Genomic DNA, 13,304 nt, shown 5'->3' with positions numbered 1-13,304 from the left:
TGCGGTGCGGGGACCTACGGCGTAGTAAGTCGTTATGGGCGGCGGACGCCCAACCACACAAGCCTAAGGCATGCGCGGCCGGGCATCCGCCGACCAGATGCTTACCGAGAGTGCCTGGAAGTTCCCAAGTCCTTGCGGACGAGAGGGAATTACCAGGAGCTCTTGGTCACGCCCGGCAGCTCGCCACGGTGAGCCATCTCACGAAGGCAGACGCGGCACAGGCCGAACTTGCGGTACACGGAGTGGGGGCGACCGCAGCGCTGGCAGCGGGTGTACGCACGCACACCGAACTTGGGCTTGCGGGCAGCCTTCGCGATGAGAGCCTTCTTCGCCATCTCGCTTACGCCTCCTTGAAGGGGAAGCCGAGGTGACGAAGGAGGGCGCGGCCCTCGTCGTCGTTGGTCGCCGTGGTAACCACGGTGATGTCCATACCCCGGGTACGGTCGATCTTGTCCTGGTCGATCTCGTGGAACATGACCTGCTCCGTGAGACCGAAGGTGTAGTTGCCACGGCCGTCGAACTGCTTCGGCGACAGACCACGGAAGTCACGGATACGCGGCAGCGCGAGCGACAGCGTACGGTCCAGGAACTCCCACATGCGGTCACCACGGAGGGTGACGTGGCAGCCGATCGGCTGACCCTCGCGCAGCTTGAACTGCGCGATGGACTTGCGGGCCTTCGTGACGGCCGGCTTCTGACCGGTGATCGTCGTCAGGTCCTTGATGGCGCCGTCGATCAGCTTGGAGTCGCGGGCTGCGTCGCCCACACCCATGTTGACCACGATCTTCACGAGGCCGGGAATCTGCATGACGTTCTCGTAGGAGAACTCTTCACGCAGCTTGCCCGCGATGTCCTCGCGGTACTTCGTCTTGAGACGCGGAGTGGTAGCCATCAGATGTCCTCACCCGTCCGCTTGGCAACGCGGATCTTGTTGCCCTCGTCATCGAAGCGGAAACCGACGCGGGTAACGACCTTCTGGCCGTCCTTCTCCACAACCAGCTGAACGTTGCTGACGTGGATCGGCGCCTCGGTGATCACGATGCCACCGGTCTGCGAGCCACCAGCGGTCTGGCCGGCCTTGGTGTGCTTCTTGACCCGGTTGACACCCTCGACGAGGACACGGTTCTCAGTAGGGATGGCCAGAATGACCTTGCCCTGCTTGCCCTTGTCCTTACCGGTGATGACCTGAACCAGGTCGCCCTTCTTGATCTTCATGCTTACAGCACCTCCGGCGCGAGCGAGATGATCTTCATGAACTTCTTCTCGCGCAGCTCACGGCCCACCGGGCCGAAGATACGGGTGCCGCGAGGGTCGCCGTCGTTCTTCAGAATGACGGCGGCGTTCTCGTCGAAGCGGATGTACGAGCCGTCCTGGCGGCGGCGTTCCTTCACGGTGCGAACGATGACCGCCTTGACGACGTCACCCTTCTTCACGTTGCCACCGGGGATCGCGTCCTTGACGGTGGCAACGATGACGTCACCGATGCCCGCGTAGCGGCGACCGGAACCACCGAGAACACGGATGCAAAGGATCTCCTTGGCACCAGTGTTGTCGGCGACACGCAGTCGCGACTCCTGCTGGATCACGTCTATCTCCTGTTTGTCTGCCGGTTCCCGGCGGGGGCTTCACTCCGAAGAGCTACCGCCCCCACCGAGCCTGGCGGAACGAACCTGAGGGGCCCCTGGGCTGCTGCCCAGGGCCTCAGATAATTACTTGGCCTTCTCGAGGATCTCGACGATGCGCCAGCGCTTGCTCGCCGACAGCGGACGCGTCTCCATGATGAGGACGCGGTCGCCGACGCCGGCAGCGTTCTGCTCGTCGTGCGCCTTGAGCTTGTTCGTACGGCGGATGACCTTGCCGTACAGAGCGTGCTTCACGCGGTCCTCGACAGCGACGACGACGGTCTTGTCCATCTTGTCGCTGACGACAAGACCCTCACGGGTCTTGCGGAAGCCGCGGTCAGTCGTCTCAGTCACGTTCTTCTCGCTCATCAGGCGCTCTCCACCGTCTCGATACCGAGCTCACGCTCGTGCATCAGGGTGTAGATGCGAGCGATGTCCTTACGGACGGACTTGAGCCGGCCGTTGTTCTCCAGCTGACCCGTGGCCGCCTGGAAGCGCAGCTTGAACAGCTCTTCCTTGGCCTCGCGCAGCTTGCCAACGAGCTCCTCGTTACCGAGCTCACGCAGCTCGGACGCCTTGGTTCCCGTCGCCATCACGACTCACCTGCCTCGCGCCGAACAATCCGGCACTTCATCGGAAGCTTGTGAGCAGCGCGGGTGAGCGCCTCACGAGCAATCTTCTCGTTCGGGTAGGACAGCTCGAACATGACCCGGCCCGGGTGCACGTTCGCGATCCACCACTCGGGAGAACCCTTACCGGAACCCATGCGGGTCTCGGCAGGCTTCTTCGTCAGGGGACGGTCCGGGTAGATGTTGATCCAGACCTTGCCGCCACGCTTGATGTGGCGGGTCATCGCGATACGAGCCGCCTCGATCTGGCGGTTCGTCACGTAGGCGGGGGTAAGCGCCTGAATGCCGTACTCGCCGAACGAGACCTCAGTACCGCCCTTGGCCATACCGCGGCGCTTCGGGTGGTGCTGCTTGCGGTGCTTGACCCTACGAGGGATCAGCATGTCGGTCAGGCCTCCGTTCCGGTGCTCTCAGCCGGAGCGGCGGCGGGAGCGTCGGCCTTGGGGGCCTCGGCACCAGCAGCCTGCTGCGGCTTGCGGCCACCACGGCCGCCGCGCTCGCCACCACGGCCACCACGGCCGGCGGGACGGTCGCCAGCGCCGGCGGCACCACGGGCCGGGCGGTTACCCGCACGGGCCGCAGCGTTCTCGGCGCGAACCTCGGCGATGTTCTTGACGTCGCCCTTGTAGATCCAGACCTTCACACCGATACGACCGAAGGTGGTCTTGGCCTCGAAGAAGCCGTAGTCCACGTTCGCGCGGAGGGTGTGCAGCGGCACACGGCCTTCGCGGTAGAACTCGGAGCGGGACATCTCGGCGCCGCCGAGGCGACCGCCACACTGGATCTTGATGCCCTTGGCGCCGGCCTTCATCGTGCCCTGCATGCTCTTACGCATGGCGCGACGGAAGGAGACGCGGGAGGAGAGCTGCTCGGCAACGGCCTGCGCGACCAGCTGAGCGTCGACCTCGGGGTTCTTGACCTCGAGGATGTTCAGCTGGACCTGCTTGCCCGTGAGCTTCTCGAGGTCACCGCGGATGCGGTCGGCCTCGGCGCCACGGCGGCCGATGACGATGCCCGGACGAGCGGTGTGGATGTCCACACGCACGCGGTCACGGGTGCGCTCGATCTCAACCTTCGAGATGCCGGCGCGCTCCATGCCGGACGTCATCATCCTGCGGATGGCGACGTCTTCCTTGACGTAGTCCTTGTACAGCTTGTCGGCGTACCAACGCGACTTGAAGTCGGTGGTGATGCCGAGCCGGAACCCGTGCGGGTTTACCTTCTGGCCCATTACCGGGAACCTTCCTTGCTGCTGACGACCACGGTGATGTGGCTGGTCCGCTTGCGGATCCGGTAGGCACGGCCCTGGGCACGCGGACGGAACCGCTTCAGGGTCGGGCCCTCGTCCACGTACGCCTCGCTGATGACCAGCGTGGAGGCGTCCGGGTGGTTGTAGTTGTGTGCGGCGTTGGCAATGGCGCTGTCGAGCACCTTGCCAACCGGCACGCTCGCGGCCTGCGGGGCGAAACGCAGGACCGCCTGAGCCTCCGTGGCATCCATGCCACGGATAAGGTCCACCACTCGGCGGGCCTTCATGGGCGTGACGCGGATGTACCGCGCCTGGGCCCTGGCTTCCATGGTTGTCCCTTCGGTGTAAGTCATAGTCGTAACCACCCCGCCTTTAGCGGCGCTTCGACTTCCGGTCGTCCTTGACGTGGCCGCGGAAGGTGCGAGTCGGCGAGAACTCGCCGAGCTTGTGGCCGACCATCGACTCGGTGACGAACACCGGGACGTGGATCTTGCCGTTGTGCACCGCGATGGTGTGACCCAGCATGGCCGGGATGATCATCGAGCGACGGGACCAGGTCTTGATGACGTTCTTGGTACCGGCTTCGTTCTGTACGTCCACCTTCTTGATGAGGTGTCCGTCGACGAAGGGTCCCTTCTTGAGACTGCGCGGCATCTAAACCCGCTCCTAGCGCTTCTTGTTCGTCTTGCGGCGGCGGACGATGTACTTGCTCGAAGCCTTCTTCGGCGAGCGAGTACGACCCTCCTTCTGACCCCACGGGGAGACCGGGTGACGACCACCGGAGGTCTTACCCTCACCACCACCGTGCGGGTGGTCGACCGGGTTCATCGCGACACCGCGGACGGAGGGGCGAACGCCCTTCCAGCGCATGCGGCCGGCCTTGCCCCAGTTGATGTTCGACTGCTCGGCGTTGCCGACCTCACCGACGGTCGCGCGGCAGCGCGCGTCGACGAGACGGATTTCACCGGACGGCATACGAAGGTGGGCCATGGTGCCCTCCTTCGCCAGCAGCTGCACGGAGGCACCAGCGGAGCGGGCGAACTTGGCGCCGCCACCGGGACGGAGCTCGATCGCGTGGATCGTGGTACCGACCGGGATGTTGCGGAGCGCCAGGTTGTTACCGGGCTTGATGTCGGCCGTGGGGCCGTTCTCAATCCGGTCGCCCTGCTTCAGGTTCTTCGGCGCAATGATGTAGCGCTTCTCACCGTCGGCGTAGTGCAGGAGCGCGATGCGCGCAGTGCGGTTGGGGTCGTACTCGATGTGCGCGACCTTGGCCGGCACGCCGTCCTTGTCGTGACGACGGAAGTCGATCACACGGTAGGCGCGCTTGTGGCCGCCACCCTGGTGTCGAACCGTGATCCGACCGGTGTTGTTACGGCCGCCCTTGCTGTGCAGGGGGCGGACCAGCGACTTCTCCGGCGTGGACCGCGTGATCTCGACAAAGTCGGCGACGCTGGAGCCACGACGGCCCGGGGTCGTCGGCTTGTACTTGCGGATACCCATTTCTCAGTCCTCGTCCGATTCCGGACGACTAGACCTCCGTTAGGAGGCCTGGCCGCCGAAGATGTCGATTCGGTCGCCCTCAGCGAGGGTCACGATGGCGCGCTTGGTGTCAGCGCGCTTGCCGAAACCGGTCTTGGTGCGCTTGCGCTTACCCTGACGGTTGATCGTGTTGACCCCGGTGACCTTGACCCCGAAGACCGCCTCGACGGCCTGCTTGATCTGAGTCTTGTTGGAGCCGGGCGCGACGATGAACGTGTACTTGTTCTCGTCCAGCAGCGCGTAGCTCTTCTCCGAGACAACCGGCTTGATCAGCAGGTCGCGCGGGTCAGTGAAGGTCTTGCTGGTAACGGTCGCCTCAGACATCAGGCGTCGCTCCCTTCGGTCTCATCGGCCTTGGGGCCAGACACGAAGGACTCGAAAGCGGCCTGAGTGAAGACCACGTCGTCAGAGACGATCACGTCGTACGTGTTCAGCTGGCCCGGCTCCAGGATGTGCACCTGGGGCAGGTTGCGGGCGGACAGCCACGCAGCCTCGTCGGCGCGCTCGACGACCAGGAGCACGTTCTTGCGCTCCGAGATCTTGCCGAACAGCGTCTTGGCGGCCTTCGTGGAGGCGGCACCCTCGACCACGCCGGTGACGACGTGGATGCGGGAGTGACGCGCACGGTCCGAGAGGGCACCGCGGAGGGCGGCGGCCTTCATCTTCTTCGGGGTCCGCTGCGAGTAGTCACGCGGCTGCGGGCCGTGGACGACGCCACCGCCTACGAACTGCGGAGCGCGGGTGGAACCCTGGCGAGCGCGGCCGGTGCCCTTCTGGCGGTACGGCTTGCGGCCACCACCACGGACTTCGCCACGACGCTTGGTCTTGTGCGTGCCCTGACGGGCAGCGGCCAGCTGAGCGACAACGACCTGGTGGATCAGCGGAACGCTGGTCTTCGCGTCGAAGATCTCCGCGGGGAGCTCGACGGTACCGGCCTTGTCGCCTGCCGGCGAAAGGATGTCAATGGTGCTCATTACCTCAAGCCCCCTTGGCCGCGGTACGGACCAGGACGAGGCCGCCGTTCGGACCGGGGACCGCGCCCTTGATGAGGAGCAGACCCTTCTCCGCGTCAACCGCGTGGATGGTCAGGTTCTGGGTGGTGACGCGCTCGTTACCCATACGACCGGCCATGCGCATGCCCTTGAAGACACGCCCAGGGGTGGCGCAGCCACCGATCGAACCGGGGGAGCGGTGCTTGCGCTGGACGCCGTGCCCTGCGCCGAGGCCCTTGAAGTTGTGACGCTTCATGACACCGGCGAAGCCCTTGCCCTTGCTGTTGCCCGTGACGTCAACCTTGACGCCGGACTCGAACACGGCAGCCGTGATCTCCTGGCCGAGCGTGTACTCGCTGGCGTCGGAGGTACGGAGCTCCACCAGGTGGCGGCGGGGGGTGACGTCGGCCTTGGCGAAGTGACCCTTGAGGGGCTTGTTCACCTTGCGCGGGTCGATCTCGCCGAAGGCGATCTGGACCGACTCGTAGCCATCGATCTCGTTCTTACGGACCTGGGTAACAACGCAGGGCCCGGCCTTGACCACGGTCACCGGGACGACACGGTTGTTCTCGTCCCAGACCTGGGTCATGCCGAGCTTCTCGCCCAGGACGCCCTTGATCTGCTTTGCCATCTTCTCCGTGCCTCTCAGAGCTTGATCTCGATGTCAACGCCGGCCGGAAGGTCCAGGCGCATCAGCGAGTCAACGGTCTTGGGCGTCGGGTCGAGGATGTCGATCAGGCGCTTGTGAGTGCGCATCTCGAAGTGCTCGCGCGAGTCCTTGTACTTGTGCGGCGACTTGATGACGCAGTACACGTTCTTCTCAGTGGGCAGCGGCACCGGGCCCGCGACCGACGCACCAGTGCGCGTCACCGTCTCGACGATCTTCTTCGCCGACGAATCGATGACCTCGTGGTCGTAGGCCTTGAGCCGGATGCGGATCTTCTGTCCCGCCATGGCTACTCCGTAGTCCTGTCTGTTGTGGAAACGCTCTGGTTCTCGGCCGGCTGCGGATCGCTCCGCCGCTCTCCTCCGACCCACGCGGTCGGGCGTGTCGCGCTCCCTCTACAGAAAATTCCCATACGGAAATTCCCTCGTCCAAGGGGGCGCGGTCCCAAGACCGCAGATCGGGGGCAAACACCCACCGAGTACCTGGCAGGCACCGTGCTGACGCTTCCCAGAAGATTCCCGTACGTCCGCCCCATTGCTGCCCCGAGAGGCAGGTAAGGCGACGAGTACTGTGGGACTTGCTTCCGGTCCTCCCGGCGGGAGGCGCGCAGCATCGGCACACGGCCGAGCAACTTGAGTAGTCTGCCATACGAGACACGTATGGCGCCAATCGGGCCGAAGAGAATACCCCGCCACGCTGAGTGGTCAAACTGCACCGCGCTGCGGGGGTCCCGGTACCTTGTCCGGCGCCCGCTCGGGAACGCGATATCGCGCCGCAGCCCGCGCCCTGTCCGGTTTCCGGGCCCTTGCCGCGGTCTCACCGGTCCACCGGAACACCAGGGGGCGCGGGCCCGGCGGGGGTGTCCTCGTCGAAGACGGGGGGCGGGACCGTCGTGGACGTCACACCCGCGATCGTCGGCCTGTCCGGATCCACCGAGGGGGGCGGGGCGCTCGGGCGCGCCGCCCACCTCGCCCACCTCGGTCGGCGGTCGCGGCGCCTCCCCCGGCCCCGCCCCCGCCGGCGAACCGTTGGATCACTTCGTGAAGTAGCCGGTGATGTCCGCGATCAGGTCGACCGTGCCGTCGTTGTTGTAGAAGCTGACCTTCCCGTCCACGACCGGGACGACCACCAGGTTCGGGATCGTCTGGCCCCGGGTGAAGTTCAGGTTCGAGGCGCTGGAGCGGGTCGTGCCGCTCGGGTACACCGAGACGTAGCTCGCCGCCGTGGGGTTCGTCGCGGTCACGTTCAGGACGACCGCGGTGACGCCTTCGGCCGGGATACCAGCGGTACCCGCCACCGGCAGGGTCACCACACCCTGCGCGCCCACCTTCGCCTTCGCCACGCCCAGCCCGGCGCGCGTGTCCATCAGCCGCTTCGGGCCGATGTTGACGTGCGTCGATCCCTCGCCGGCCGAGGTGAAGTAGCCGGTGACGTCCGCGATCAGGTCGACCGTGCCGTCGTTGTTGTAGAAGCTGACCTTCCCGTCCACGACCGGGACGACCACCAGGTTCGGGATCGTCTGGCCCCGGGTGAAGTTCAGGTTCGAGGCGCTGGAGCGCGTGGTGCCGCTCGGGTACACGGAGACGTAGCTCGCCGCCGTGGGGTTCGTGGCGGTCACGTTCAGGACGACCGCGGTGACGCCTTCGGCCGGGATGCCCGCCGTACCCGCCACCGGGAGCGTCACCACACCCTGCGCGCCCACCTTCGCCTTCGCCACGCCCAGCCCGGCGCGCGTGTCCATCAGCCGCTTCGGGCCGATGTTGACCTGGGCCGAGCCCCCGTCCGCCCTCGCGAAGTAGCCGGTGACGTCCGCGATCAGGTCGACCGTGCCGTCGTTGTTGTAGAAGCTGACCTTGCCGTCCACGACCGGGACGACCACCAGGTTCGGGATCGTCTGACCGGGTGTGACGTTCAGGTTCGAGGCGCTGGAGCGGGTCGTGCCGCTCGGGTACACCGAGACGTAGCTCGCTGCCGTCGGATTGGTCGCCGTCACGTTCAGGACGACCGCAGTGACGCCTTCGGCCGGGATGCCCGCCTTGCCCTCCACCGGCAGGGTCACCACGCCCTGCGCGCCCACCTTCGCCTTCGCCACGCCCAGCCCGTCGCGCGTGTCCATCAGCCGGGTCGGGGGAACCGGCACGAACGTGGCGGACTTCGGTACGGGGACCTCCGCGACGACGGTGACCGGCAGGCTCGTGGAGACCTTGCCGTTCAGTGCGGTCGCCTTGACCTGGACCGTGTGGGTGCCGGTGGTCAGCACCGTGTTCGCCGTACGGGCCGTGCCCTCGGTGGTCGCGGCCGGTGCTCCGTCCACGAGGAGCTCGAAGGAGCGCAGCAGGCCGTTCGCCGTGCTGGTGGTCCAGTCGACCTTCAGGGGTCCGGTGGACTTGAGGCTCACGCCCGGCCCGGGGGCCGTGCCGTTCACCGCGGCGATCTTCAGCTGCGCCGCCGGACCGCCGGTCCGGATCGCGGCGAGCTGGTCGTAGAGCCCGCCGCCCGGGCAGATGGTGTTGAAGCCGTCCCGGTGGCCCGAGAGGGTCTTGAACGGGTACGCCTGGCCCCCGGTGAACGAGGTGCCGGCGTAGTTCTTCGAATCGGTGCCGGCCACCAGCGTGGTCGTGCCGTTCAGGTCTCCGTCGTACTGGCCGAGCTTGTAGGCCGCGATCTGGGAGATCGAGTCCAGGGCGGCGGCCGAGGCCCCGGCGGTCTGGTGGTCGCCGAGGACGGCGATGCCCATCGACTCCGAGTTCCAGCCGTAGGTGTGCGCGCCCTGGACGGGCTGGTCGATGCCGCCCAGGCGGCCCTCGAAGAGGGTGCCGCACTTGTCGACCAGGAAGTTGTAGCCGATGTCGCGCCACTTCTCGACGGTCACGTGGTACTCGTGGATGCCCCGCACGATGGCCGCGGACTGCGAGCAGTCGTACGGTTGCGAGCTCGCCGTGTGGTGGACGAAGGCGGCCTTGATCCTGCCGCCGGGGAGGTAGCCGGGGCCCTCGTCGTTCAGGCTCTCGTCGGCCTCCCACTCGGCCCGGGTGACCACCTTGGGCTGCGGGGCGGTGGAGACCGGTCCGGGCGGCAGCACCTCCGTGGCGAAGGCGACCGGCTCGGCGGGCAGCTCGCCCTTCTTCGCGGCGCCGGCGGTGCCGGGGTCCACCAGGTTGAGGGTCAGGCCGGCGGGCAGGGCCGCGCCGCCCTTCACGCGCACCTCGGCGCCGTTCGAGGGGCCGACCCACACCGGCTCGGTGGCGCCGGGCGCGCCGGGGCGCTTGCCGTCGAGGCCGGGCTTCACCGGGTCCAGCGCGATCCACCCGGACCACTTCCCGGTCTCCGAGCTGCGCGAACGGGCCTCGATGGCGCCGTCGACCTTGGCCTCGGGGTCCGTCCAGGTCACGCCGAGGAGACCGAAGAGGTCCGTGTCCTGCTGGGCGAGTACGGCCTCGCCGGTGCCCTTGGTCTTCAGCGCGAGCCGGTCGACCCCGGCCTTCGCCCTGCCCGGCTGCCCGGCCGCGGCGCTGTAGGGCTTCGCCTTGCCCGGCCCCTCCCCCGCTGCCTTGGCGTCGGGGCCGTCCGGTCCGGATCCGCCCGCCACCCCCTGGAAGCCGAGCACCGCCGCCACACCGAATGCGGTGGCCAGCGCGGTACCGCGCACGCGACCCAGTCTCACGTTGTCCCCAACTCCTGTTCCGAGCACCTCAGGCAACCCACCTGACCGCCCGGATGCTACTGGCAGGCGGACGGAGGGAGTCCGGCGGGGGCCGGTCCGGAGAAACACGGACCCCGGCCCGCCGTGAGGGGCGGACCGGGGCCGGGGTCTCGGTGCCGAAGGGGTGCGGGCGGGGGCCTCAGCGGTGGCGCCAGAGCACCCAGTCGTGCGTCTCGTTCACCTCGGCCACGTACCAGCCCTGGGGGGCGTTCGGCCAGGAGTCCTGCGGCTCGGCGTCCTTCGAGGTCAGCGGCAGTACGGCCGCGTCCGCCAGGGCCGGCGGCCGGTCGCCCTGCCGCAGTTCCCTCGTCCAGACCCGGCCCTCGTAGACCTCGTACGCCTGGGCCATTCGCAGGCCCCAGTCGACGCCCTCGTCCATCACCAGGTTCTCGCCCGGCTTGAGCTCCGCGGACTGGGTGAAGCCTGTGGCCAGGTACTTGCGGATCTTCCGGTGCGGCTCGGCCACGTTCGAGGTGACCGTGGTCGTCGCGTACGTGCCGAACAGGGCCAGCGACACCGCGACGGCCCAGACCACCCGGCGCCCGCCGGCCAGCCGGAACATCACGCAGGCGGCGAGCACCAGCAGGGCTCCGGCGATGGTCCGCCACATGTGCAGCTTCGTCCACTCCGAAGCGAGGAACAGTGCGTCGGGCATCGCCCACGGGATGATCCAGCGCGCGTAGAGGCCCTTGCCGACCACCATGATCACGAACTCGGCGGTGACCACGGTGAACACCACCGCGCTCAGCACCAGCCGCAGCAGGTCTCCGGTCCGTGCGCGCCACAGCGCGGCGACGCCGACCACGAAGAACGCCGGCACGAGGACGGCCAGGTACCGGGCGTAGACCCAGTTGTCGATCCGCTTGTCACCGGGCAGTCCGGCCGCCGCCGCGAGCGCGATCCCGCACAGCAGGGCGACCATGGCGAAGGAGACCACCCGCGAGGCCCGGGTGAAGCGGGGGCTGAACACCGCGAACACGCACAGGGCGAGGGCGATCGCGCCGAAGCCCCAGGAGGAGACCGAGAAGTACCAGAGCTGGCCGATCGCACGGGTCACCGTGCGGCGCAGCAGCTCGGGCTCCACGAGGTTGTCCATGACCTGCGTGCCGACCGAGCTCGGCGGGGTGTCCTTGAACTGCGCCTCCAGCCAGGTGGCGAGCAGTTTGGCGCCCAGCACGGAGACGGCGAGGCCGCCCCAGGCGGCGAGCGTGGAGCGCGGCGGCGCCCACCTGAAGACCAGTGCGCCCAGGAACACCGCCGCCGTGATGGCCACGACCACACCGCCGCGGTCGTGCACGGCCATGGAGTAGCCGGCCAGCAGTCCGGCCCCCGCTCCGTACCAGGTGCGGCGGCGCGGGTCGCCCTCGCTCAGCCAGCCGTGCAGGGTGATCAGCCAGCCGAGGAGGACCACCGGGAGCACGGTGTCGGACATCGCGAACTCGGAGTAGAAGACCACGGGCGGCATCAGCGCGGCCGCCGTGGCGATCAGGAACGAGAGCCCCCTGGGCAGGTCGAGCCTGCGCAGGGCCACGTAGGCCAGGGGAAAGACGAGCGCGTTGAGCAGCGTGTTGATGCCCATGACGAGCTGGTACGCGGTGACCGGGTCGTCCGCGATCCGCAGGGCCGGGGAGAGCAGCAGCGGATAGCCGCCGGGGATGACCGAGCCGACCGGCATCTCGGTCGTGGGCCGCCCCGCGAGCACCCGGGCCAGGACGAGGTACGAGGGCTCGTCCGCGTGGACCGAGGGGTAGCTGTTGCCCCACACCAGGGAGAGCCGGAACAGGACCTGCGTCAGGTATCCGGTGACCAGTGCCGCGGGCCAGAACCACCGCCGGCGGAGGGCGGAGTCCCGCAGGGCGAGCAGCCGCTCGGTCCCGGCGGGCCTTCCGTTCCGTTCAGGGGCGGACGCGTCCCTCGCTCCGGCCGCGTCCATCGTTTCGGTTCCCGACTGCACCCCTGGCACTTCCTGTTCTGGTTGGACTGCTGGGCAGGCTCAGCTCTGCCCGGAGGTGAAGGCGTGCCGGGCCAGGTTCTTGGCACCCTCGCGGTTCCCGCGGCGCAGCGCCCCGGGGAGCATCGTGATCGCGTGGAAGCGGGAGGCACTGTGGATGCGGGCGGCGCGGGCGGCCTTGGGCCAGCCGCGGGCATCCATCCGGTCGGCGACCGCGTCGAAGTAGCGCGCCTGCTCGGTGAAGCGGGTGCCGGTGAAGGCCTGGACCGAGGACTCGCTGACGGCGTGCCGGCGGTACTGGAAGACGGTGGCCGAGGCGTCGATCACCATCGCCTCACCGAGTTCGAGCAGGTCGACGACGAGCGCGAGGTCCTGGACCACCGAGTACTCGGACTGGAAGTTCACCTTGCGCAGGGCCTCACCGCGCCAGGCGATGGACGGGAAGTACAGCCAGTTCCCGCGCAGCACGCTGACGGCCAGCTCCTCGCCCGCCATCGTGCGGTTGCCCTTGACCTGCGGGGCGTAGAGCCTGCGCTTGACGTTGTCGGCGAGACCGGCGGTGACCCGGCCCTCGCCGTCGATGACCTCGACGCCGGGCTGGATCATTCCGATGCCCGGCTGGGCCTCGGCCAGGCCCCGTACGGTCTTCAGGTAGTTCGGGTGGAGCACGTCGTCACAGCCCATGATGACGACGTAGTCGGCCTCGGAGAGGCGCACGCACTTCTTGAAGTTCTCGTTGATGCCGAGGTTCTGCTCGTTGCGGGTGTAGTGGACCCGCTCGTCGCCGAGCTCCGCGAACCAGCCCGGTACGTCCGGCTCCTTGCCGTCGTCGATGACGACGAGCCGGAAGTCCGGGTCGGTCTGCGCCAGGATGCTGCGGACCGCGTCCTGCATCAGCTTGACGTCCCCGTAGTAGGGGAGCATGAAGTCGAAGGTCGCCACGATGGTC

General features: G+C 67.8%; 18 protein-coding genes. All 18 read right to left on the bottom strand.

What is annotated here, in order from left to right:
* Window positions 1–149 precede the first annotated feature (149 nt).
* The 18 genes from AC6CKD_RS01110 to AC6CKD_RS01025 all read right to left on the bottom strand — a co-directional run bounded on the left by AC6CKD_RS01110 (window position 150) and on the right by AC6CKD_RS01025 (window position 13,297).
* Window positions 150–335 (bottom strand): type Z 30S ribosomal protein S14, encoded by a 186-nt coding sequence (locus AC6CKD_RS01110; RefSeq protein WP_003956452.1) that lies wholly within the window; start codon window positions 333–335, stop codon window positions 150–152.
* Window positions 336–340: 5 nt separating this feature from the next.
* Complete coding sequence (rplE, locus tag AC6CKD_RS01105) at window positions 341–892, bottom strand: 50S ribosomal protein L5 (RefSeq protein ID WP_030388859.1); 552 nt, start codon at window positions 890–892, stop codon at window positions 341–343.
* Window positions 892–1,215, bottom strand: a complete 324-nt coding sequence (gene rplX, locus AC6CKD_RS01100) for a 50S ribosomal protein L24 (protein ID WP_215023444.1) — start codon at window positions 1,213–1,215, stop codon at window positions 892–894. The genes rplE and rplX overlap by 1 nt, the downstream gene beginning before the upstream one ends.
* 2 nt (window positions 1,216–1,217) lie before the next feature.
* Entirely contained in the window at window positions 1,218–1,586 is a 369-nt protein-coding gene (rplN, locus tag AC6CKD_RS01095; protein WP_003956455.1) for a 50S ribosomal protein L14, read from the bottom strand.
* Between the two features lie 123 nt (window positions 1,587–1,709).
* A complete protein-coding gene (gene rpsQ, locus AC6CKD_RS01090) occupies window positions 1,710–1,991 on the bottom strand; it encodes a 30S ribosomal protein S17 (protein ID WP_243333368.1) in 282 nt (93 codons plus the stop codon).
* Window positions 1,991–2,215, bottom strand: coding sequence for a 50S ribosomal protein L29 (rpmC, locus tag AC6CKD_RS01085; protein ID WP_008739703.1), 225 nt, complete (start codon window positions 2,213–2,215; stop codon window positions 1,991–1,993). The genes rpsQ and rpmC overlap by 1 nt, the downstream gene beginning before the upstream one ends.
* Window positions 2,215–2,634, bottom strand: coding sequence for a 50S ribosomal protein L16 (rplP, locus tag AC6CKD_RS01080; RefSeq protein WP_030026326.1), 420 nt, complete (start codon window positions 2,632–2,634; stop codon window positions 2,215–2,217). The genes rpmC and rplP overlap by 1 nt, the downstream gene beginning before the upstream one ends.
* Before the next feature lie 5 nt (window positions 2,635–2,639).
* Window positions 2,640–3,482 carry a 30S ribosomal protein S3 gene (gene rpsC / locus AC6CKD_RS01075; RefSeq protein WP_112447746.1) on the bottom strand — a complete coding sequence of 281 codons (843 nt, stop codon included), beginning with the start codon at window positions 3,480–3,482 and terminating at the stop codon, window positions 2,640–2,642.
* The gene (gene rplV, locus AC6CKD_RS01070; protein ID WP_007265904.1) at window positions 3,482–3,829 is read right to left on the bottom strand and encodes a 50S ribosomal protein L22; all 348 of its coding nucleotides are present in this window, start codon (window positions 3,827–3,829) and stop codon (window positions 3,482–3,484) included. The genes rpsC and rplV overlap by 1 nt, the downstream gene beginning before the upstream one ends.
* A gap of 43 nt (window positions 3,830–3,872) precedes the next feature.
* A complete protein-coding gene (gene rpsS / locus AC6CKD_RS01065) occupies window positions 3,873–4,154 on the bottom strand; it encodes a 30S ribosomal protein S19 (protein WP_023539342.1) in 282 nt (93 codons plus the stop codon).
* Between the two features lie 12 nt (window positions 4,155–4,166).
* Window positions 4,167–5,003 carry a 50S ribosomal protein L2 gene (gene rplB / locus AC6CKD_RS01060; RefSeq protein WP_112447748.1) on the bottom strand — a complete coding sequence of 279 codons (837 nt, stop codon included), beginning with the start codon at window positions 5,001–5,003 and terminating at the stop codon, window positions 4,167–4,169.
* 39 nt (window positions 5,004–5,042) lie between these two features.
* A complete protein-coding gene (gene rplW / locus AC6CKD_RS01055; protein WP_030154694.1) occupies window positions 5,043–5,366 on the bottom strand; it encodes a 50S ribosomal protein L23 in 324 nt (107 codons plus the stop codon).
* On the bottom strand, window positions 5,366–6,016 hold the full coding sequence (gene rplD, locus AC6CKD_RS01050; RefSeq protein ID WP_327254486.1) for a 50S ribosomal protein L4: 651 nt from the start codon (window positions 6,014–6,016) through the stop codon (window positions 5,366–5,368). The genes rplW and rplD overlap by 1 nt, the downstream gene beginning before the upstream one ends.
* A 4-nt stretch (window positions 6,017–6,020) precedes the next feature.
* The gene (gene rplC, locus AC6CKD_RS01045; RefSeq protein WP_112447750.1) at window positions 6,021–6,665 is read right to left on the bottom strand and encodes a 50S ribosomal protein L3; all 645 of its coding nucleotides are present in this window, start codon (window positions 6,663–6,665) and stop codon (window positions 6,021–6,023) included.
* A 14-nt stretch (window positions 6,666–6,679) separates the two neighbouring features.
* Window positions 6,680–6,988: a 30S ribosomal protein S10 gene (rpsJ, locus tag AC6CKD_RS01040; protein WP_003948644.1), complete on the bottom strand. Its 309-nt coding sequence runs from the start codon at window positions 6,986–6,988 to the stop codon at window positions 6,680–6,682.
* A gap of 746 nt (window positions 6,989–7,734) precedes the next feature.
* The gene (locus AC6CKD_RS01035; protein WP_498324569.1) at window positions 7,735–10,350 is read right to left on the bottom strand and encodes a peptidoglycan recognition protein family protein; all 2,616 of its coding nucleotides are present in this window, start codon (window positions 10,348–10,350) and stop codon (window positions 7,735–7,737) included.
* A gap of 193 nt (window positions 10,351–10,543) precedes the next feature.
* A complete protein-coding gene (locus tag AC6CKD_RS01030; RefSeq protein ID WP_498324568.1) occupies window positions 10,544–12,358 on the bottom strand; it encodes a hypothetical protein in 1,815 nt (604 codons plus the stop codon).
* 39 nt (window positions 12,359–12,397) lie between these two features.
* Window positions 12,398–13,297, bottom strand: coding sequence for a glycosyltransferase family 2 protein (locus AC6CKD_RS01025; RefSeq protein ID WP_498324567.1), 900 nt, complete (start codon window positions 13,295–13,297; stop codon window positions 12,398–12,400).
* Between the last annotated feature and the right edge of the window lie 7 nt (window positions 13,298–13,304).

Source organism: Streptomyces sp. GQ60 (genome assembly GCF_059758875.1).
The sequence above is the reverse complement of the archived record's forward strand: the minus strand, read 5'-3'. Positions and strand labels throughout refer to the sequence as shown.